We start from the raw sequence: 22,861 nt of genomic DNA, 5'->3' as shown, positions 1-22,861 counted from the left end.
GGATCAGAGCTTATCTATTGTTACAGATACACTCTGATCCTTTAGTTTAACTACATTAAACGCACTTAATATTTATAACTTTTCTTACATCGTGATGAAATACTAGTTCATCGATTTTATCTCATTTACTGATTAGATTTGTTTAATGTAAATATAATATCTCGCGACACTTAATTTGTTATTATCACTAGTGACATTTCCTGCAGTTGTTTTTTCATTAAAGTACAGACCTTTTTCCATTCATCGAAAAAGACAACTCCCCTTCTACTACTTCACTTCTACCGTATAATTCCCTGTCCCCCCGCCATACTGATACACATGTAAATAATACTTCCCTGGATACGTGTAGTAGCTACCTACTAATTTATTCCCTTGTTGCTGAGCATACGTAACATAATTATTTAAATCTGCTTCAGAATAAAGTACCCAGTTCATTCCAATATTATTTTCATTCGTTACGTTAATTTGAAGGTTTTTAGCAGTCTCCACATTAATTTCAAAGAAATCACTTGTATCGCCATTTCCTAAACTAGCACGTAAAACTTGATTTAACTGCAATTTGTTTGCTGTTTGGAATGAGTTATTCGGTTCTTTTTCTACACTGTTATCTTCTTTCTTTTGAACAGTTACAGTCGCTGTAGCAGTATTAGTTGCTCCTTTATCGTCTGTTACTGTTAATTTAGCCGTATATGCTCCTTCTTTTGTATATACGTGAGTTGGATTTTGCTCATTACTTACTGCTCCATCACCAAACTCCCATTTATATGAAATAATTTTCCCATCTTCATCTTTTGATCCGTTGCTTGTAAATAAAATTGCTTCATTTACATTTCCACTATACGGACCGTTTATAACCGCAACTGGTGCTTTATTCTCTGCCCCTTCTTCCGTATTAATACCATGGAACACAACATCATATTCAAATTGTCCTGATGCATTCACGCGATAATTTACGAAGTATGCTGTTACTGTTTTATAGCCTGTCCATTCCTTTGCACTTAAACGTTTTAACGTATCATTAACGTTTTGTGTAATTGTTTTCCAATCTTCATATTCTCCTTTTGCTGCAGTTCCTGTATATGTTCCTTGTAGTGTGAATGTATTAAAGAACTGTGATTTATTTTTCTTCACTGATACATTTTTCAATTTTGCTTCCGCTGTTATTTCTGCTGCAATATCTGAAACTGGCTTCGATGCATGATTCGCTAAATAATCGTCTGATACTAATGGCACATTATATTTCTCACGATTATCAACTAGCATTTGCATATAGTCTTGATATTCTTTATTTAAATTCGCATCTTTACTTAATGTAGAGCGATATGCATCATATGCTGTTACATCATTTTTCCTAATAAGATCATGTATTTTATCAAACATATCATATCTCTTATTGTACATATACGATTGTAAAGCAAAGGAATAATTATAGAAATCCCACGTTCCATACTTTGCATTTAACGTTCGCTCTGCCGTATAACGCTCTGCTGGGTTTGAAGATAACCCTCCTATAATACTCTTTCTCGGTACAACATTATCCGTTCTCGTTGCCCCTGCAAAAAATTCAGCATTTCCTTCTTCAAACCAAGATAATCTTTCATTTTCATATATTTTTCCTTGTCCCCATAACCCTGGTACTTCATATCTACCTTGTAAATAATGCGTGAACTCGTGCCGGAATAATTCTTCTAAACTATAAATACTTTCTTCTGGTGTACGCTCATAAGTAAAGAACGTACCTGTTCCTTCTATATAAAGACCACCGTTATTCGTTTCATATCCGTACAATTGACGATTAAATTGATATTCCGCTGGGCTATTATAAATAACCATCGTTAATACATCATCAGGATTTCCTTTTTCTAAAGGTTGATCACTTTCAACCGTACGATGGAATTGTGCCTTCACTTCTTTTGCCGCCCAATATAAACGTTTTACTTTTTCTTCTGTCACTTTATCTCCAGCTTTTAAAACAATTGCCCCATCATCAAACGTATACGTTTTTGGCAAATATTTTTTCTTTCCATCTTCTCTTATTTGATCTAAATTCACCACTTTACCATTTGCATCTTTTCCGCCATAATTCGTTGCAATTTGCTCAGCAGCTACGAAATATTGCTCCCCTAAATATGGATATATTTTCATCGCATCTGTTACAACTTGTAACCCTTTCGTTCCTGTACTATGGAACGTACCGAGTCTACCTGTATAATAAATGCCATTATTAATAAGCCAACCGGTTTTTGCTGTAATCGTTCCCATTAATGCAAAACGACTTAATTCATTAATATAACTATCTATTTTCTGATACCATACTGTATCTTTCGGTGCTTTCCTCGTATCGTACAAATACGATTGAATATCGTAATCAACACCTTGCATAATATCGTAAATAGCATTTCCAGCTGAAAGATTATCTACTAATGTAGAAAAATTATCATTATATTGTTTAAAAATCTTTGCAGCTGATGTTATCGTTTCCACATCACTCGAAGCGTTTCCTATTAACTTTCCGTATGATGATACTACTCTATTTTGCTCTAATGTACCCAGCTTGAAATTTGAATTGTTAGCTATCGCTTTTAATGCAGGTAAGCATTTATCATGATAACTCCGTTCATTTAATTTACTAAGTTCCGAATTATAAAATCCTAAATAAAATCCTGAACGTAATACCTCCACTAATGTCTCAATCCCTTTTGAATCATCCTTCGTATAGGCTTGTCCTTGCTGCTTCAATTTATCAATAATCGCCTGCATCCTACTATCATTTTGATAGAATGCTAGACTGTCTGTATTAAACTGAAATAGCCCCGTAATTTGCTCCCAATCAATTGTTACAAGTAAATCTACTAACTGCTGATTGCTTAATTGATTTAATTCAGCAATTGTATAAGTTTTCGCTACAGCTAATTGCTTACTTTCTTTTTTCACCTCAGGTGGTCTTTGTGATAAATCGGCAAATTGTAGCCTTTTCTCAAAAGACTTGCTTTCGAGCACTTTCGATGAATGAGCTAATTCTTGTACTGGTAGTTGTACACCGACTGGCTCCATTTTGAGCACATTTCGATAAGAAACTTGCTCTCCCTTAGTATCTTCTGCCAAACTTCCCCCTTGAAAACTCCCTAACATTAAACTAGCAAAACTTACCCCTACTAACATTTTCTTTGAATAGCCTTTCATGCTCTCCCCTACCTTACATTTTTAGTGTCCCGCTCCATTATTTTACTATTTTTACTTTTTGTCCTGTATTGAGAAAAAATAAGGTAACGTTCACACATATATCCATTCCATGTAAAATTAACGCTTGACTTTCCGTGCATTTTATATCAAAAAAAGATAGATAATAGCAAAATTTCTGCTACATCTATCCTCGTTTTCAACACTATGATTTTAACTTTATAAACGTAACTTCCGGTAATGTTTGCATATGCTGAATAAACTCATTCTTTTCTTCTGACGATATATTTTTCAGTTGCATTCCTACCTTATAAACAGTTTCTGTACCTTGCTGTGAAGCTTCCACCTCATATGAGAGTATTGGGATGCCTTTCACTTGCAGTGTTTCTAATATTTGTTGTATCGCTTCATGTTTATTTACAAACATTTGCACTGTTATATTTTGTGGAAATAAAAATTGCACCTTAAAAATACGACTTACAATTTCTAAACCAATTAAAACGAGAATCGTCGCTCCAATGCCTACTACATACATTCCCGCTCCAATTGCTAATCCTATACCGGCAGTAGCCCATAAACCAGCCGCGGTCGTTAATCCTTTCACCGCCTGCTTTTGAATAATAATTGTACCTGCACCTAAAAAACCAACTCCACTAACGACTTGTGCTGCAATACGACTTGGGTCTAGAGACATATGCTCTTCAAACACAATATCTGAAAAGGCATATTTCGAAACAACCATTATTAACGCACTTCCTACCGCTACGAGGAAATGAGTCTTTAATCCAGCTTCTTTCGATCGAATTTCTCTTTCAATACCAATCATTGCTCCTAACAAGCCAGCAACACCGATTCGTATAATAAAATCAAAATCTACACTCACGGGCACTTCCCCCTTTCATTCATTATAGATAGATAAAACAAAAAATATCACAAACATCCATTTATCAACATGAAGGAATACCACTAAAATACACTTAATACTCCGGTCGTTTTATGTTAATATTTAAAATATTAACATAAAATAAATAACTTCTAATTTTAAACCTTCACTAATTTTCTAAAAAATAAAAGGTGAATTACATGAAATTAGGTTGAGAAACTTCAGAAAACGCTTTCATTTTGTATCATAATTTTTTATAAATACTACATAAACAAAGGAGCTTACTAACAATGAACGTCTCGTTACTTACACCTACTACTGATTTACAAGAAGAATACTTAGATTTCTATAACGAATGGAAAGATAGCGGTGAAACAATGATCCCGTGGGTTATCTCAAAAAATCCTGCTAACTTCCCAGCTATGGTTCAAGAACTTCTCGATGCGCATAACGGAATAAATATCCCTGAAACTTGGGTACCAGATTCTACATATTGGCTCGTTACAAATAATAATAGAATTGTCGGAGCTGTTAATATACGTCATAGTTTAACTGAACATCTATTTAACGCTGGCGGTCATATCGGTTATGGCATTCGCCCTTCTGAAAGAAGAAAAGGTTATGCTACGAAATTACTAGCATTATCATTAGAAAAAACGAAGGAATTAGACATCACGAAAGTACTTGTCGTTTGCGACGCAGTGAATACCGCTTCTGAAAAAACGATTTTACATAACGGCGGGCTTCGTGATCATGATTTCACTGAGGAAGATGGGAATGTAGTAAGAAGATATTGGATTGAGCTATGAATGATCACAAATAAGCGAGAAAGTGATTATACACTTTCTCGCTTATTTTACACTGCTTCTATTTCAAATTGCACTGTAATACCACTTGGATCTACCACCACAAACCCATTTGTAGTTTCATTTATTTCATGTTGTTTTTCTATTAATCTTTCTTTCACTTCATCTAACGCCTCTTTATACGGTAGTACAATCGTATACACCTTTAGCCCAGTTGCATGTACTGGTGGGTGTGGATTGTTTACTCCGTTCCACGTATTTGCACCAATATGGTGATGATATCCCCCTGCTGAAATAAATAAGCAATCCTCTTCACGCTGTTGTACTTCAAAACCTACTGTTTCCACATAAAATTCATGTGATTTCTCTACATCAGCTATTCGTAAATGTACGTGCCCAACGACAGTATTAGCAGGCAAACCATCAAACTCATAATCAACAAGTGTTGCCAATTCTTTTAAATCAAGTGGTGTACTTCCTCCTGGCCCTTCTCCCCATTGATCACGCGGACGGTCTGCATAAATTTCAATACCATTCCCCTCTAAATCTTGCAAATAAAAAGCTTCGCTATATGTATGATCACTTGCACTATTAAACCTTGAAATTGGTAAAATTTCATTTGAATATGTATAACGCCCTTCTTGCTCATCCGGGCTGTCAATTACATTTTTATTACGAAGAACCCCAAATAGCGCAGAAGCAAAAGCTTCACGAGTCGGAACTAAAAAGGCTACATGATATATACCAGTCGTACGCGGTTCTTGCAGTACCCCGTCCTCTAACCTTTCAAGAACAAGTAACGCGTTCTTTCCACCTTTTCCAGATAAATATGCTTTATTCCCCTCTTGCTTAATTACCTCTAATCCTACAACATTCTCATAAAAAGCAATTTGACGCTCTAAATCTTTCACTTTAAATTCAACATGACCAATACGTGTTTTCGGATGAATTTTTACCATGAATAACTTCATCTCCTTATCCCTATATTTTCCCATTACATATAACCGTTACTATGAAGGATACAACTAAAATCATCCTATGTAAATAAGAAAAGTCAGAATTCACATGCATTTTTATTTTCATAATAAAAATGCCACCTTTTCTAACTTTTAGAAAAGGCGGCATTTTAACTCTTATCTCATTTTATGTACTTCAGCAACTAGCTTTCCACCCTGAATGCCCATATAAAGCTTCACAGGTGCATCATTCGTATTTTCAAATACTAAATCTAAATATGGATATGCAATTGTAGCATCTCTTCCTTGTGGAACATAACCTACCGTTTTAGAATGTGTAGTTCTCTCCACCATTTTCAGGCCAGCTTGATCTGCTGCATTGTATAAAGTTGAAGATGTTTGACAAACACCACCGCCATATCCATCTACTAATTTACCATCAACTATTTCTTTCCCTAATTGATATCCTTTATCTGGTGTTGTATCACCGATTAATGAATTAAAAGAGAAACGGTCTCCTTTTGCTAACACAACTCCATTTATGCTCGCTGCTGACAAACGAATATTCTCAATACGGCCACCTGTTGAACCACCTAAGTTCGTTTCATATCTACCAATTACCGTACCATTTCCTTGCGCATCACTTAATGTTGCGACTGGTTTTTTCTCCACAATCGGCAACTGATACGTAGCATCCCACATACCAACATTTAACAATTTATCTACTAATTCTTTTTCCATTAATTCATAAGAAGGTTTTCCTTCTTGCCAACTTCCATCAGGTGCTATACGTGAAGGAACCATTTTTTTGTCGACGCTTTTTCCAACCTCACCAACAACCTTTGTTACAGACTTTTTAAATTTCGCTTCATCTTCAAAATAGCCTAAACTAGATAAATCTAATTTTTTCACTTCAGTACCAGTTCGACCATCAACTAAACTAATAGTATCCTGCACTTCTGCTTTAGCCTCTACAGTATGCCCACCAATATCACTTACCAATGCAACATCACTTACTTTTGCACCACAGCCACTCATTATAGCTACACATAACACCCCAACCAATATACCCTTTACTTTACGGAACAATATACTCTCTCCCTTTCCCCAACATCACTATTATGTATTTATTTCATTTTTATGTATGTTTTGTTACAATCATTTTACAATATGTTTATAAAATGTTACAAGTTATTTTTCACTCTATATAAATTACTCTTTTCTTTTATAAATGTCTATACATATTTACATAAAAGTTTGAGTTTGATAGAATTGTAACTTTTATGTAAACTCTCTCTTTTATCCAGTATATACCATTAAGCAAAAGAAATACAAATCAAAAACCCTCAAGCTATTTTTTATAAAGTGAAACTGTAATCAGTGGGGGTTTTACGGGCATCCCGACCTTCTTTGTTTCTGCTGAATTTTGACATGGGGGTCTTATTGCCCAGCAAATAGCGGGATAAAGAGAAATCCCGTCAACATAAATAGGTATTTGCCGTGCCACCACTCCGCTTTTGCACATACATTATGGTGAATTCAACCTATTTTAAAGAAATGGAGGATGTTATTATGTATCCCTACAATCCATATGATCCATATAATCAATATGCGTACCAACAACCACAGTATGACTTACAAACACAATATCAATCTTATATAGATCAAGCAGAGCACACGAATCCATATGACCAAAATAGACAATTCCAACTTCCAATCTCTTTTCCTGGCACTGGAAATCGTCAATTAGAAAGACGCGTAAATGAGCTTGAACAAAGAGTTCGTCAACTAGAAAATACAGTTGAGCGCCATACACGTAGACTAAACCGCTTAAACCAACGTTTACGCACAGTAGAAAACAGACTAAACATTCCATTCGCAGCATTAGAAGACGGATTTTAATCGAGAAAATAAAGATTATATAAAGGAAGGGGCTTCCCCTTCCTTATATAAATTGACGAAAGTTTTTTCCATCTCTATACTGATAAGAGTTAATGAAATGAAACAAGGTGATAAATATGGATTTTGAAATAAATTATCTTTCCTTTTATGTTGTACAAGTAGAAGGAAAAGGTGAAGCAGTTGATAAACGCTACAAACATTTTCAAACTTTAGACGCTGAAGAATATGAAGATAGTTCCTTAAAAGAATTTTTGAATGGTGAGTTATTAAAAATATCGAAGCGAAAAGTAGAACGTCATGCAAAAACAGAACAAGCCCCAACAAAAATTGGTCGCTTTATTGTAGAAGAAGGGCACGAACTTGATTCAAACCCTCATTACAACCTTTTTAATCGTATTCGCTTTGCAGAAACAAAAGAAAACTTTAAAGATATGAGCGAACCTCTCGTTTATACATATCTTGACACAAGCGCTGTACGTGGTGGTGTATTTTTAATTGCTCAGGCAAAACTACGCAAATACTTTGATGATCCATTCGTATTCGTAATGAAATGCGACTTTGAACCAAAGGTTGCTTCTATTTCTGATGAATCAACACTGATTCGTAACGTTGAAATGGCCATCACAACAAAGAATATGAAATCTATCCAATATCCGTACATGCCTGAAGAAGGTATGGTTGAAGTAGGCGAACTAAAAATACACCAAGCATCACATGCCCGCTACTTTGAAGACTTCTTAAAATTCGTCGAATACGAACGCTCTATGCCTGAAATTATGAAAACACAAGTAATGGACATGGTATACGACCAAATTGAAGATGTATTTGAAGAAGGTACGGAAGAACGCGAACAATTCGACCAAGCGATGGAAGTATGGGCTGCCAGTCCGAAACGCGAAATTATGGAACAATTTTCAACCGAAGAAGTAATGGAAGCAACTGCTCAAATCGTCGAGCATGCTCCTGAAGTCGAATTAAAACTAAAAGCAGATCATATCTCTGTGAAGGCCCTGCTTGCTGATTTCGGGGATCAAATACATATTGCGAAGGTAAATGATCGATATGTACTTATGATTGAAGCAGACACACTTACATTTGAAAAAGGCTTCTCTCCTATTGAGTTTCTGAAGCCAGATGAGCTGCAAGATGTGATTGAGCGGATTGAGAATAAGCAGCAGTATTCGTTTGATCCGAGCGGTATTGAATAAAGTGAAACTTTAATCAGTGGGGTTTTGTTCATCCCCCACTAATTATTAACCCTCACCAATCGGGCTTTTACGGGATAAATACTTCCATATAACTGTTGTTACTGGGCGCTTTTAATAAGCGCTCTTTTGTTTATATTAAAAACCGATTCTACTAAGAATCGATTTTTCTGCTTTATAATAAAACATGTTTATTTTCAAATTTTTTTGATGCAAGATGACATTTGTTGCAGAATCAAATACATCCCTTCCTTGTTATACAAGCTTATTTCCATTAGAAATATCTACTTCAATATTTCTAGTTGACCAAGTCCTTCTATAAGTTGTTAAGATGCAAATTTCACTTTACTACCTCAAATTTATTGTACTCGTAAAAAGATAATTGAAAACGATATTCCGGATGTTCTCTCACCCAATCGTAGGCTTCTTCTAAAATTTCCATTTTGTTTTGCAAGTCATTAAGTTCACTACATTCGTCCCTTTTCTGTTTGCACAGAGGGCAGAATCCATTCACTATTTCCGCACTCGTCGCCCTAATAGTTTTACTTTCTAAATCAACTACTAGACGAAGAATAACAGAATGCTCTTCTTTTGTAGTCACCTTCATTTCAGCAATCCGATCCTCATTCCAAAAGACACCGTTTAATTCCATCTTTACTGTGACATCTTTAATATCCAAGTCTACCACTATCACACCTCCCTTGTACAAAACTCAATCTTACTCTTCTATTTTAAACTTTAATACACCACAACTTAAAGAGATATTAAGTTTTTTCCAATTCTTCTTTACTATGAAAGAAAGTGTAGTTAATGCTAATTGTGTGGTAAATATTATCCCAAAAACTAAAACAGTTAAAATGTTAAAGATTGTTTCCATTAAACTACACTCTTTTCTTTATATATATTTTTATTTTATTAATACGGTTTAAAACGCTTATTACGTCTTAACAATCCCAAAACAATTATAATGCACAATCACAACAACAAATTGATGCCTATTTAATATCAATACGCTGTTATTACATGTATGTAGTTAGAGGTGGAGGAGAAATTCATTTAACCTCTGTATTCTCCTCCATCTCAGCCAAATACCTAATCTGCCGTTCCGCTTTTCTCACTGCTGTACGAAAATGTTTTTTCAGGAGTTCTACTGTATTTTCACTTATATAATATCTTTCCGTTATACTTTCCCACGTGTCACCACTTTCAAATGTACTCCATTCAAAAGGGCGTTCTGTATTTTTCTTTAGTTCTTTAAACACCCATTTTCGCATCTTTTTTTTCGCTTTTTCTGTTAGTTTTCCGTTTTTTACAAGTTCAAGTTCACCATGTCTTTTGTATCGCTTATTAATATCTCTCTCGCTATATACTTTAAGAAGTATATTTGCTGTATTTTCAGCATCTGCTAAAGCACGGTGCTGTTTTCCTTCCCACGTTAAAGCGAGCTGTTCTACCGCAAATTGTAAACTTGGCGTATGTTCAAACAATTCCTCATATGCTTGGAAAACAAATTTTTGCAAATCAATTCTATTTTCTTTTTCTATACTTGGGCATTCAACACCATATAATGTACAATCATGAGATAGAAAGCGATAATCTTCTTTTCCCCATGAAACAAATATAGAACCTTCGCCGATGAACTGAATAAATTTCTCTATAATTTGAGGGAATTTTTCTACACCCATTAAATCTTTTTTCGTAATACCGGTTAATTTTGTTGTATGACGAGTTAATCGTGCACTTGGTTTTACTAACTCCGAAAATTCTTCAATTATCTTCATTGTACCTATTTCTATTTTTACAGCTCCGATATCAACTATTTCTGATGGATCTTCTGATTTATACGGTCTGAAATTCCTTTCAATATCAAACACAATGAAATGTGTAGCGTTTTTCAATTTATTTACCTCTTTCTAAATTCCTTTTCACACAAACACTTTATTTTCAGTATTTATTTATTCATGTACTTTATACAAAAATACTCCGAATAAATGAATGAAAATTCAGTCTTGTTATGATATGTAAGTAGGAGGACATCTATAAAAATGCAAAAAAAAAGAAGGGCGAGCCCTTCTTTTTTCAAAAATTACTTCTTGTTTACGTTAGTAGCTTGAGGTCCACGGTTACCTTGTTCTACTTCGAAAGTAACTTCTTGACCTTCTTCTAAAGTTTTGAAGCCTTCGCCTTGGATAGCTGAGAAATGAACGAATACGTCTTCTCCGCCTTCAACTTCGATGAAACCGAAACCTTTTTCTGAGTTAAACCATTTTACTTTACCGTTTTGCATGAAAAAAATCCTCCTACAATGTACCTATATGTACATATTCATTTTCAACCACCTTACAATAATAAGCCAGATATTAAAAAACTGCAACCCCTGAGGAGATTTAACATTGCTATCCTCCTCGGAAGTTACAGCTCATTTAAATCTCTATATTATTAAAAGTAAAATGGTTTAAATATACTATATCATATCAATATAATAAAAGTAAAGTTTTTTTCTTAAATTATTTTTTGTTCCCACTGCATTGCTTTTAATTCACCTGATCCGGCTACTACATAACCATCTTTTTGATTAACAATGCGCCATCCGTGCCCTTTAACTGAATCACATACTGTAACAATACCTTCTTCAAGAAGCACACGGCACACACTACTAATCCCCGCCTTATTTTGCGTTGAAGTTGTATATAAAACATGTTGATCTACACTTAAGTCTAAATAACTACTTGCTTTCTGCTCACTTTGACATGTATGCCAATATATTTTTTCACTTGCAATACTTTCATCTATTTTACAATAAGAAATATTCCCGCTAACTCCCTTGCACGATCCACTTGCCGCTACTAAATAAGAATTGTGTAAAGTCAACGCGGAGATCATTTGATTCATCGCAATTTTAATCCTCTTTAATTTACGTGTCTTCAAATCAAAGAGCCAAACACCACCATATTTAGCATGTATTTTCGTACCAATAAATAAGTAATGTTTATATAAAAATAATGATCGAATAGACGGTGCCGCACTGCCATACTCAAGAAACGGATGAATAGTTTCCCATGTCAAACCGAAATTATGAGAAAGATACAGCGTTTTTTCTCCATGAGCAACAACAGTTCCTTGTACAGTGCTACATACATTCCAACTCGTTGCTTTTGTTGGAAAACGCTGAATTGTCCAGTTCTCTCCACCATTCATACTGCGAATAAAAATCCCTTCGTCACCTACACCATAAACTACATTATCTTCGCTATGTAAATCCCTAATTCGTTTTTGAAAACCATTTAAAATTCGTTTCCATTCTCCGTCTTGTTCAACAAATAAGCCATTATATGTAGTAGCTAACAACAGTTTTCCATCTCTTAACTTTGTAATAGCAGTTGCACTTAACATTGTCTCCACGTTGACACTCCCATTCTTAGAACTTCTCAGCAAATGCAATTGCAAAATTACTGCATTTTTCAACATCCTCTTCATCTTCTGGAGCTAATTCAATTTTCAGCCCTTCTTGTACAAGCTCTGCACCGCGTTCCACAAGACGTTCTTCAAATATCGTTACCGCTTCACAAAACAGTTCATACGCTGTATCACCCGATCCGAATACCGCTACCTTTTTCCCAGCTAAATCTATATTTTCTAAGTCATCATGAAAATCTTCCGCTTCAAATGGTAATTCACCATCGCCCCACGTATAAGATCCTAAAATGATTCCATCATAAGCTAATAATTCTTCAGCGTCCATGCCTTCCATTTCTTGCAATACTACTTCATGATCAAAAGCATCTAAACTAACTTTAATTAAATCAGCAATACTCTCTGTATTTCCTGACATACTTGCATAAGCTATTAAAATTTTTGCCACTTTGGCATCCCCCTCTAACAATAAATGATTATCATTCTCATTATATTAATAATGAGAATCAATTTCAATTGATTTTTTCTACTTTTATTTACATTTCACATTACTTATTTCAAATAAGGTGAAACTTTAATCAGTGAGGGTATTCATCCCCCACCTAACTTCTTTGTTTCCGCTGAATTTTGAGGCGGGGGGGCTTACTGCCCGGCAAATAGCGGGATAAAGTGAAAGTTTAATGAGTCCTCACCAATCAGGCTTTTTCAGACAACCCACAAAGAGCGGAATAAATAAAAAAGCACAGATGACTATACAATCATCTGTGCTTTTTTATTATTTTTTAAAAATACCAAAAGGCTTTCCTACTGGTAAAACAACTTTTCCGAAGTGTGTATTTAACACTGCTGCTGCTGAACCGTAGAAAGATAATAATGAAATAAGAAGTTCAGAATATGCTGCTAAATTATGCATTGCATGCGGCATAACACCTAAAGTACTTAATGAAAGACCGATAAATAAGAAATCAATAAGGACGAAAATCATAAATAATACTTTATGTGTTTCCATTGCACCAATTGTCATAAAGATTGTGAAAATCAAATATCCGATAAAGGCTACACCAAGCTGTTTTGAATCTGCAGCTTGTGCTAATTTTTCGCCAAATACTCCAAGTTGAATTAACCAAGTCATTCCAACACCTAGCCAAAATAGACCGTACGCACCGAATGCTGTTGTACCGAATGTATTGTTATGCTTTGCATCATGAATGCAAGCAAAGATTTGTGCAAATCCTCCTAAAAAGATTGCCCACGGTAATACAAGTGAAACGCCATCTGTTAAGCCTAACTTTTGAGATGATGCTACAAGTGTTACCATCGCTAATCCAAATAGACCAATTCCAGATGGATCCGCTGTTGTCATTTTCACATGATGTGTAGTAGTTTGATTGCTCATATAAACCTCCTGATTATAAACATACTCGAATACAATACTTAAATCAGAAGACTATGTCAATGGTTTTTTTTGTATGTTGTCAGACGTTATATTTTATAATGATTAAATATATTTCTGACCACTCCATAAGGTTTTATATTCACTTTTTCCAACTCGTTTATCGGTAGCCATAACGGAATATAATTTCCCCTACCTTCCAGCTGAAATTCCTCAGCTGTTCCGCTTCCGAACACTCCGCCTGTAATATAGGCAGCATAATAATATTCATTTCCTTTATATTTTACCTTTGCAATAAGGTGCTCCACTTGTATATGTACCCCTAATTCTTCGTATACCTCTCTTTTCGTTGCCTCTTCAGGCGTTTCACCTTCCTCAATCCCTCCGCCAGGAAAAACATAATATCTTTCCTCTTCTCGAATACGTTTTATAAGAGCGATTTTTCCTTCCTGTACAATGATGGCGGCTCCGCGATTTCTTATCATTTTATTACCTCAATACGAATCGCAACTGTTCCCCACTCTTTTTCTTGTTCTTTCGTATATATTTTGTATGTACTTTCTAACATTTCCTCTAAACTATCATTTTCACAATCCAATAATTTTTTATCGATTTGTTCATATATAGCTTTAAAGCTCTCGTATCGCTTTATTTCCGTTACTTTTACCGTCATCATTTCTGTTGTCTTAAGATTCGTAAATACGATTTCATCGTCTTTGTTTATTAGTTGACGTTTTTTATCGTATAGGCGTACTTCATATACTTTTTCCCCTGATCGAATTGACTGAAACGGTTTATTATATAAACCCATTTCGTATCGCATACATCCCACTCCCTTTTGTTCATTTCACCTATTAATACAGTTCACATTACTACATCTTGCATATAATATTCCATACGTATCACTTAATTGAGAAAGGAGGCTGAAGAAGCATGTTATATTTAAATCAAAAACCTGAATATAATAAATATGATATTGGTGATTATACTTATAGTAAAGTAGGGCCAACCATTTTTTCTTGGAACGATGAAACAAAATTGAAAATAGGTAAGTTTTGTTCATTAGCAGAAGAAGTCGTTTTCATACTTGGCGGTGAACATCGCGCAGACTGGATAACGACTTATCCATTTAATGCACTTTTTGATGAAGGAGCACATATTACTGGTCACCCTTCTTCAAAAGGTGATATCGTAGTTGGCAATGATGTATGGATTGGTTATCAATCCTGCATTTTATCTGGTGTTACAATTGGTAACGGTGCCATTATTGGTGCAAAGAGTGTTGTTACAAAGGACGTACCGCCATATGCAATTGTGGCTGGTAATCCTGCAAAATTTATTCGATATCGTTTCCCGCAAGAAACAATTGACAAACTAGAGAATCTCGCATGGTGGGACTGGGACATTTCTGTTATAAAAGGAGCTATTCCATTACTACTTTCCGACAAAATCGACGAATTTTTCACCTCGCCCGAAAAAGAATCTACATGATTAATGAAGAAAGAGCATCCTTCTCTTACAGGATGCTCTTTCTTCATTTATTTTTTCTTTATTTGCAAATGATCACACGGAGAACATTGAAAAGGAATTTTCCCTAAGCAATTAAGATTCGTTTCGCAAATTTGTTCAATCGTTGGAACAAATGGAATGACAACTATGTTACTTTCTACTATTTGTGTAACAGGTGGCAATACTGTGCCTACTTGATGTTCAAAACGAATACTCGCTTGATTTATATAATTTCCTGAACCATTTGGCGCGCTCTGTACTGCTACTTGGAACGAAACTGTCCTTGCTTCACCAGGATTTAAACTTCCGATAAGAAACCCTACTGCCGGGCTTACATTCGGCACTGGCGTATTATCAACCGTTACACTTCCAGGAACAAATCGAACACTACTATCTAACATATCTTGAAAACGAATATTTTGCATTACAGTATCACCCGTATTTGTGATGACTGTCGTAAACGTAATGACATCTCCAATTGTTGCTACCTGTAAATCTGCCGTTTTTACGACTGTCGTTGAGACATTTTGAGGAATAAACGGGATAACAACTGTATTACTATCACCTTCAACTACTACTGGCGGCTCATTCGGATTTACAGTTGCAAGCCCATTCGCTGTAGCAGTATTTGTAACTAAATTATTTATTTGCCCTCCTATTATTACAACTTGGAAATTAATAATTGCTGCATCATTTGGCTGAAAATCACCTAATGGAATACCAGTATTCGGGTTAGCGAATGGAAAAGATACATCATTTACCGTTACCGTGCCATTTATAAATAGCGTATTCGGATCAATGATATCTGTTAACACAATGTTGGTCACAGGAACTGTACTATCATTTATAACAGCGATTCCGTAAGTGACAACATCCCCTATCATTGCTACTTCAAAGTTTGCTCCTTTTGCAACAAATAAGATTGCAGTATTTACCGTCACTATAACGGTATTGCTCGTATCCATCACTGTAACTGGCGGCTCCCCTGGTACTAAAATATATTCTGCTAACGCCCCAGCAACGTTCACTACTGTACCACCATCTGGAAAACTTGTAATCGTAGCTTCATATGTTACAATCGCCGTCTCACCGACTGGAATGTCTACAATCGTAAATCCAACCTGCGGATTTACTCCCGGACGAGCTACTCCATTTACAGTTACACTATTTGGTACAAAAACAGCTTCCTGAGATAGGACATCGATAAATTGAATATTCATCGCATCAGCAGTACCAGTATTTAATATTCGAACCGTATACTTTACTGTTTCTCCTACTCCAACAATTGAATGATCTACTTCTTTTTGCATATCTAAACTGCCTCTATTTACTGGTGTGACTGTCGTATTACTTGAATTCGTAATTGTAAACGGAGGTTCTCCTGGAATTAATTCAAAATCACCCGTTACTCTTGCTGTATTCATAATGCTACTAGAAGGCGGAACTGCGATTACATTTACTTCAAATGTAATTAATACGCTATCCCCTACTGCAAGATTAGGCAATGCAAAGCCTACAAATGGATCTAAACCTACTTGCGGAATCCCATTTATTTGTACACTCCCAGGAACGAATTCTAAACTAGGTGATGGAACATCGCTAAACTGAACGTTCGTCGCTGTTACCGTTCCCGTATTTGTAACTTGCACACTATACGTTAACGTATCTCCTAATCGTGTCGCTTCTTTATTTACAGATTTTATAACGCTGAATCGTCCTCTATTCACTCTAGTTATCGTCGTATTACTCGGCTCTGTTATTACAACCGGTGGCTCTCCTGGCACTAAAGTAAAGCTTCCTGTTATATTTGCAACGTTCGTAATTGTTCCTGATGACGGGATGTTTGTAACTGTCGCTTGAAACGTCACTATAACTGTTTCACCAACTGGGATATCTCCAACTCCAAATCCAGTAATCGGATTTAAGTTTGGTTGCGGAGCTCCATTTATCGTTACACTATTTGGTACAAATGACGCACCTGTTGAAATCGTATCAATAAACTGAACATTGTTAGCTGTTACTGTTCCTGTATTCGTTATTTGCACTGTATACGTCAATACATCTCCAACTAGAGTAGCGGCTCTATTTACTTGTTTAATAACATTAAAGCGTCCTCTATTTACAGTTGTGAGTGTTGTATTACTTGGCTGATTTACTATAACTGGTGGTTCTCCTGGTACTAAAATAAAGCTTCCGGTAACATTTGCCGTATTGGCAATTGTTCCGTTTGACGGAACGCTAACAACTGTTACTTGGAAAGTGACTTCTACACTTTCACCTGGAATTATATCCGGAAGTGAGAAGCCAGTGTTAGGGTCTAATCCAGGCTGTAACGCACCGTTTATCGTTACACTATTCGGTACGAATGTTATAGAGGATGGTAATACATCACTATATTGAACATTCGTCGCTATCACTGTTCCCGTATTTTGAACTACTGTTGTATATGTGATTGTATCGCCTACTGCAACAACCGGCTGACTTACTGATTTTAAAACATTCAAACCAGATTCATTTATTTCTGTTAATGTCGTGTTACTTGTCGTCGTTTCCGTAATAGGCGGCTCTGTTTCACTTACAGCAAACGTAGCTGTAACATCTACAAAGTTAACAATCGTTCCACCTTCTGGTATGCTCGTAACCACTTCCTGATATGTGACGAGTACAAAATCATCTACAGGTATATCTGGAACTGTAAAACCAATGAAAGGATCTAATCCTGGTGCTGGTACCCCGTTTATACTCACGCTTCCTGGTACGAATGCTACACCGGCGGAAGTAGTATCGATAAATTGAACATTCGTCGCTGGCACTGTTCCGAAATTAAAAATCAATACATCATACGTTAATATTTCTCCTACAGTCGCTACTTCCTTATCTACTATTTTCACTGGAAAAATAAACGCTATATTAATTGTCGTAACGACTAAATTCGTTAATATCGTTTCCGTAATCGGTGGTTCCTGCGGATTTGGTTGTGAAGTAAATGTAACGTCTGCATCATTTAATATGACTTCATTATCTGGAATTTCTGTAATCGTCACTTGGAATGTGACCTCAATACTTCCACCAGCGATTAATAATGGCGTAACTGTAAATCCTATTTCTGGATTTAAACCAAGTTGCTGCACTCCACCTATCGTTACACTATTGTCAACAAACATCGTTCCTTCTGGTATGACATCTTGGAAGAACACATCTGTAACAGGGATAATCCCTACGTTTGAAATGAGCACGGTATACGTTAATACATCCCCAACAGCCCCAGTTGCAACATCAACTGTTTTTGTTGCTGTTACTTCACCAGGAGGAGGTAACGGTATTGTAACTACCGTTGTATTACTTGAATTCGTTGTTGTTACAGGTGGTTGTAAAGGATTTAATAAGAAAGTGGCTGTAGCAGATGCTGTATTTAATACTGCTCCACGTGTAGACGGTGCAACTACCGTAACTTGGAACGTTACTGTCAATGCTGTTCCAGCTGCAATATTAGGAAGCGGGAAACCAACATTTGGGTCAAATCCAGGTTGTGGCGTTCCATTTATCGTTACACTATTTGCTACAAATGTTGTTTCTGGAGAAACTGGATCAAGGAAAGAGACATTCGTTGCTGTTACTGTACCGTTATTTCGAATGACAACAGAATACGTGTAAGTTTCTCCAAGTGCTGCTTGTTGTACAGATGAAGATTTTTGTATATTTAACTGTGCTGTGTTTACTTGCGTCACTACAAAATTACTATTTGTAACAGTCGTTATTGGAGGGTTTGCTGGATTTATAAGAAAACTTGCAGTAACGTTCGATTGGTTTCTTATATTTCCACCGCTCGGAACACCCGTCACTGTAACTTGAAACGTAATGGTAGCCGTTTGCCCGACCGGAATATTTGGTACCGGGAATCCTGCCATAGGATCCGCGCCTTGCTGTACGACTCCATTTATCGTCACACTATTTGCTACAAAGGCAGTACCAGACGGAATTGGATCTTGAAAAACAATATTCGTTGCAGGAACAGTTCCTGTATTTTGAATAAGAATCGTATACGTTAACGTATCTCCTACACCGGCTTGTGGTGTATTTACACTCTTCATTACATTAAGTGATCCTACATTCACTCGCGTCACAACAATATTACTAATCGTTACAATTGTAATTGGTGGCTGGAGAGGACTTACTTGGAAATCAGCAGTGACATTCGCATTATTCGGAAGAACTCTATTTGGTGGTACACTCGTGATTGTCACTTGAAAAGTGACCGTCACCATACCTCCTACTGGAATATTAGCAAGTGGAAATCCAGTTGTCGGGTTTAAACCTGGTTGAGGTGTCCCGTTTATCGTTACACTATTCGCTACAAAAGTGGTTCCAGCTGGAATCGGATCAAGGAATGATACATTTGTCGCTACTACCGTTCCACTATTTTGTATAGCAACTGTATATGTTAGTGTATCTCCTACACCTGCTTCAGTAGCGCTTACACTCTTCATTACATTTAACCCTGAGGAATTCACAACTGTCATAACAGTATTACTTGGAACCGTCACAGTAATTGGTGGCTCTGTTGGATTTACAAGAAAATCTCCAGTTACATTCGCGTTATTTACAACATTATTCCCTGGTGGAATTTCATCAATTAATACCTCAAATGAAATAATTACACTCGCGCCAGTAGGTAAATCATTTAATGGGAATCCTAGTCCTGGATCTGCCCCCTCTTGTAAAACACCATCAACCAATACACTATTTTCAATAAATAATGTCCCTTGTGGAATTGAATCTTGGAAAAATACATTTGCAGCTGGTACACTACCTGCATTTATAACTTCGATTGTATATACTAAAACATCTCCTACCGTTGCAACATCCGTATTGACTGCTTTCACAACTTCAAAGTTTCCTGATTGTACTGTCGTATTCACAACATTACTCGGTACATTGATTGTTACTGGTGGTTCATTCGGATTCACTTGAAAGCTTGCTGTTACATTTGCTTGATTTAAAATATCTTCATTTTCTGGATTCTGTACAATTACTACGTCAAATGTGACTACAACCGTTTGAGCCGCAGGAATATTCGGAAGAGAGAATCCTGTATTCGGATTTAGTCCACTTTGCTGTACTCCATTAATTGTTACAGAATTTGCAACAAATGAAACAGCAGAAGAAATAGGGTCTTGGAAAAATACATTTGTTAACGGAACGTTCCCTGTATTTTGGACGGCAATTGTGTACGTTAAAGTATCCCCTACCGCCGCTTGCGTTGTATTTACTTCTTTTATTACATTTAAACCGCCTGTATTAACTTGTGTCACAACTGTATTCGTTTGTCTATTAATTGTTATCGGTGGCTGATTCGGAATAACGACGAAATTAGCAGATACATTTCCGCGATTCGGAATCGTACCTCCTGACGGCGTAGATGTTACTCGTACTTGAAATGTAACAGTCCTACTTCCGCCAGGAGATATATTAGCTACTGTAAACCCAGTCGCTGGATTTACCCCAGGTTGTGAAACCCCATCCACAGTCACACTATTTACGATAAATGTCGTTCCAATTGGGATCGGATCTTGAAAAATAACGTTCGTTGCAAGTACATTTCCTGTATTTTGAATTGTTACCGTGTACGTAAGAACGTCGTTAACCGTTGCAAAAGCTTTATCCACTGTTTTTCTCGTTGCTATATCAGCTATATTAATTGTCGTAACTACAGTATTACTTGTCGCTTGCCCTGAAACTGGTTGTTGACCAGGCACTGGAGTAAAGGTAAATGTTACACTCGCACGGTTTGGAATTGGATTGACAAGAGGGTTCGATGTTACTCGAACTTGAAAGCGCACTACAGTCGTTTGCGATGCATTAATACTTCCAAGATTAATACTACTTGCTGGATTCGCTCCTGGACGCGCTACTCCATTTACCGTAACGCTATTTGCGACAAATGTTGTTCCAGCAGGGATACTATCAACAAAAATAACATTGTTCGCAGTGACGTTTCCATTATTTGTGACATTAACTGTGTACGTTAATACATCATTAAGCGTTGCCGTTTGTAAATCTACAGATTTCTGCATACTTATAGTTGCTTGATTCACTGTCGTTTGTACTGTGTTTGAAGAAGACGTACTTGTAATAGGAGGACTACCAACGAAGGGACGGAATTGATATGACACCATTGCACGATTTAAAATAGGATTGGGATTCGGGAATGATGTTATTCGAACTTGAAATGTAACAATTCTTTGCGTGTTATTTGGGATTGTGCCTAAATTAATTCCATTAGCAGGGTTTGCATTCGGCTGTGTTACTCCCCCTACCGTAACACTACCTGCAACAAACGTCGTTCCGCTCGGAATACTATCACGTAATACAACGTTTTCTGCACTTCCTGTTCCTGTATTTGGGACCGTAATTGTATAAGTGAGAGTATCCCCTACCCCCGCGACTGTTCTATTAACTGATTTAACAGGATTAATAATTGGACCTGTTGCATCAATTTGAACACCAAAACCAGCTGCAGCGTATCCATCTCCATTTGTAACAAATCGAACCGTTGCTGATGTTTGACTGTTTACTAAAGATGGGGAGGCATCTACATTCGTAATATCCCACCCCTGTCTTCGGACGGCCAAAGCTACCCCTAACGGCTGATTCAAATCTCCAAACGTGCCGCTCGTATCTAAATTTCCACTGTCATTACAAATTTGTGACTGAAAGAAATTATTCGCAGGATTTCTCGGTCCGAATAATGCAACTGTAGCATTTGCATTCGGCCCAAAGCGAAGTTGATCTCCAACAATGTTAGAATCACCTTCTTGAGCAGTTACGAGCACTCTTCCTGTAACAGCTCCTGTTGCCGGCGTAGCAAAACCTGAAATTGTAGCATCAACTGGCGGGGATGAAGCATCGATAATTTCTTGACCTGCATATACTGACAAATTTCGAAGTGGTAAACTTGCATTTTGATACACAACCTCAAGCGTCCATCCAGCTGAACGACTGATTGTTGGGTCGGCTGAAGTTCTTGCAGCTGGCACAGCACCCGTTGTATATGTGCCTGCCCCACCTGCACTAACAAGATTCGTTACATTGGCAGAGCGAGCATAATAAAACTGATTTCCTACTGAACCTTGCTGCGCGGTAGCAGGATCTGGCGTAACAGAAAACGTCCCTGCTGGCGTTGTAAATGTAATGTTATCATTTAAAAATGGTAACACATCTTCCGTATCAGTCCGGAAAGTACCAGCCCAAACTAATTCTGCATATAATACACTGCTTCCCGCTGGAAGATTTAAAATTGCACTTGAAGAATTCAATTGCCATTCATCTGTTGTCCCTGCTGGGAACCCTGGTACTTGCAATGCTGTATTTACTGTCGTAAACACAGCAAGTGTACCAAAAATATTACCTGGTGCAGGTGATGTAGGGCTAAGTCCCAGCGTATTCCCAGTAAACGTGACGGCACCAGGTACTGTTGTCGTAAACCTATTGATAAAAGGCACACAATCATCTCATTTCAATTATAGTAAAAAGTGCTCTATACTATAAAATGTAGACAAACTATACAATGTACGTTGTCCAACAAAATTCCGCACATATGAGAGGGGTTTATA

The 22,861-nt window shown here is 36.7% G+C and carries 17 protein-coding genes; 4 read left to right on the top strand and 13 right to left on the bottom strand.

Annotated elements, in window-relative coordinates:
• Positions 1–267 precede the first annotated feature (267 nt).
• Complete coding sequence (gene colA, locus HMAS_RS06900; protein ID WP_025708938.1) at positions 268–3,183, bottom strand: collagenase ColA; 2,916 nt, start codon at positions 3,181–3,183, stop codon at positions 268–270.
• 202 nt (positions 3,184–3,385) lie between these two features.
• A complete protein-coding gene (locus HMAS_RS06895; RefSeq protein WP_000109719.1) occupies positions 3,386–4,063 on the bottom strand; it encodes an MgtC/SapB family protein in 678 nt (225 codons plus the stop codon).
• Between the two features lie 290 nt (positions 4,064–4,353).
• On the opposite strand from HMAS_RS06895, the gene HMAS_RS06890 reads away from it, so the two are divergent.
• Complete coding sequence (locus tag HMAS_RS06890) at positions 4,354–4,872, top strand: GNAT family N-acetyltransferase (RefSeq protein WP_001103123.1); 519 nt, start codon at positions 4,354–4,356, stop codon at positions 4,870–4,872.
• 47 nt (positions 4,873–4,919) lie between these two features.
• Here the strand turns inward: HMAS_RS06890 and HMAS_RS06885 are convergent, their stop codons facing one another.
• Both HMAS_RS06885 and HMAS_RS06880 read right to left on the bottom strand, forming a co-directional pair.
• Positions 4,920–5,864, bottom strand: a complete 945-nt coding sequence (locus HMAS_RS06885) for a VOC family protein (RefSeq protein ID WP_002024552.1) — start codon at positions 5,862–5,864, stop codon at positions 4,920–4,922.
• A gap of 138 nt (positions 5,865–6,002) precedes the next feature.
• On the bottom strand, positions 6,003–6,914 hold the full coding sequence (locus HMAS_RS06880; protein ID WP_000488973.1) for a VanW family protein: 912 nt from the start codon (positions 6,912–6,914) through the stop codon (positions 6,003–6,005).
• 483 nt (positions 6,915–7,397) lie between these two features.
• On the opposite strand from HMAS_RS06880, the gene HMAS_RS06875 reads away from it, so the two are divergent.
• Both HMAS_RS06875 and HMAS_RS06870 read left to right on the top strand, forming a co-directional pair.
• Complete coding sequence (locus HMAS_RS06875; protein WP_000283715.1) at positions 7,398–7,727, top strand: hypothetical protein; 330 nt, start codon at positions 7,398–7,400, stop codon at positions 7,725–7,727.
• Between the two features lie 116 nt (positions 7,728–7,843).
• Positions 7,844–8,935, top strand: coding sequence for a DUF3900 domain-containing protein (locus HMAS_RS06870; protein WP_000345046.1), 1,092 nt, complete (start codon positions 7,844–7,846; stop codon positions 8,933–8,935).
• 337 nt (positions 8,936–9,272) lie between these two features.
• Here HMAS_RS06870 and HMAS_RS06865 read toward each other — a convergent pair whose 3' ends face one another.
• From HMAS_RS06865 to HMAS_RS06830, 8 genes are all read right to left on the bottom strand, one after another.
• Positions 9,273–9,620 (bottom strand): hypothetical protein, encoded by a 348-nt coding sequence (locus tag HMAS_RS06865; RefSeq protein WP_000227983.1) that lies wholly within the window; start codon positions 9,618–9,620, stop codon positions 9,273–9,275.
• Positions 9,621–9,984: 364 nt separating this feature from the next.
• Positions 9,985–10,830, bottom strand: coding sequence for an exonuclease (locus tag HMAS_RS06860; RefSeq protein WP_000786417.1), 846 nt, complete (start codon positions 10,828–10,830; stop codon positions 9,985–9,987).
• A gap of 188 nt (positions 10,831–11,018) precedes the next feature.
• The gene (gene cspB / locus HMAS_RS06855; RefSeq protein WP_001179150.1) at positions 11,019–11,219 is read right to left on the bottom strand and encodes a cold shock-like protein CspB; all 201 of its coding nucleotides are present in this window, start codon (positions 11,217–11,219) and stop codon (positions 11,019–11,021) included.
• A 215-nt stretch (positions 11,220–11,434) separates the two neighbouring features.
• Positions 11,435–12,334, bottom strand: coding sequence for a WD40/YVTN/BNR-like repeat-containing protein (locus tag HMAS_RS06850; protein ID WP_006922620.1), 900 nt, complete (start codon positions 12,332–12,334; stop codon positions 11,435–11,437).
• Between the two features lie 16 nt (positions 12,335–12,350).
• Entirely contained in the window at positions 12,351–12,794 is a 444-nt protein-coding gene (locus HMAS_RS06845) for a flavodoxin (protein WP_001062752.1), read from the bottom strand.
• A 327-nt stretch (positions 12,795–13,121) separates the two neighbouring features.
• Positions 13,122–13,742, bottom strand: a complete 621-nt coding sequence (locus HMAS_RS06840; RefSeq protein WP_000070938.1) for an acetate uptake transporter — start codon at positions 13,740–13,742, stop codon at positions 13,122–13,124.
• Between the two features lie 86 nt (positions 13,743–13,828).
• Positions 13,829–14,224, bottom strand: coding sequence for an NUDIX hydrolase (locus HMAS_RS06835; protein ID WP_000620823.1), 396 nt, complete (start codon positions 14,222–14,224; stop codon positions 13,829–13,831).
• Positions 14,221–14,562, bottom strand: a complete 342-nt coding sequence (locus tag HMAS_RS06830) for an ASCH domain-containing protein (RefSeq protein ID WP_001268366.1) — start codon at positions 14,560–14,562, stop codon at positions 14,221–14,223. Before HMAS_RS06830 ends, HMAS_RS06835 begins: the two co-directional genes overlap by 4 nt.
• A gap of 110 nt (positions 14,563–14,672) precedes the next feature.
• Between HMAS_RS06830 and HMAS_RS06825 the strand changes: the two genes are divergently transcribed.
• Entirely contained in the window at positions 14,673–15,230 is a 558-nt protein-coding gene (locus tag HMAS_RS06825) for a CatB-related O-acetyltransferase (protein WP_000966302.1), read from the top strand.
• 47 nt (positions 15,231–15,277) lie between these two features.
• Here the strand turns inward: HMAS_RS06825 and HMAS_RS06820 are convergent, their stop codons facing one another.
• A complete protein-coding gene (locus HMAS_RS06820) occupies positions 15,278–22,750 on the bottom strand; it encodes a DUF7507 domain-containing protein (RefSeq protein WP_025708945.1) in 7,473 nt (2,490 codons plus the stop codon).
• Between the last annotated feature and the right edge of the window lie 111 nt (positions 22,751–22,861).

Source organism: Bacillus sp. HMA207, assembly GCF_003402455.1.
In the GTDB taxonomy this organism is placed as follows: Bacteria; Bacillota; Bacilli; order Bacillales; family Bacillaceae_G; genus Bacillus_A; species Bacillus_A cereus.
This window is presented reverse-complemented; position numbering and strand designations above follow the sequence as displayed.

Bases quoted from the DNA above. Each gene is read 5' to 3' on its own strand.
- colA (WP_025708938.1), bottom strand. From the start codon at position 3,183: ATGAAAGGCTATTCAAAGAAAATGTTAGTAGGGGTAAGTTTTGCTAGT.
- HMAS_RS06890 (WP_001103123.1), top strand. From the start codon at position 4,354: ATGAACGTCTCGTTACTTACACCTACTACTGATTTACAAGAAGAATAC.
- HMAS_RS06885 (WP_002024552.1), bottom strand. From the start codon at position 5,864: ATGGGAAAATATAGGGATAAGGAGATGAAGTTATTCATGGTAAAAATT.
- HMAS_RS06875 (WP_000283715.1), top strand. From the start codon at position 7,398: ATGTATCCCTACAATCCATATGATCCATATAATCAATATGCGTACCAA.
- HMAS_RS06870 (WP_000345046.1), top strand. From the start codon at position 7,844: ATGGATTTTGAAATAAATTATCTTTCCTTTTATGTTGTACAAGTAGAA.
- cspB (WP_001179150.1), bottom strand. From the start codon at position 11,219: ATGCAAAACGGTAAAGTAAAATGGTTTAACTCAGAAAAAGGTTTCGGT.
- HMAS_RS06840 (WP_000070938.1), bottom strand. From the start codon at position 13,742: ATGAGCAATCAAACTACTACACATCATGTGAAAATGACAACAGCGGAT.
- HMAS_RS06835 (WP_000620823.1), bottom strand. From the start codon at position 14,224: ATGATAAGAAATCGCGGAGCCGCCATCATTGTACAGGAAGGAAAAATC.
- HMAS_RS06830 (WP_001268366.1), bottom strand. From the start codon at position 14,562: ATGCGATACGAAATGGGTTTATATAATAAACCGTTTCAGTCAATTCGA.
- HMAS_RS06825 (WP_000966302.1), top strand. From the start codon at position 14,673: ATGTTATATTTAAATCAAAAACCTGAATATAATAAATATGATATTGGT.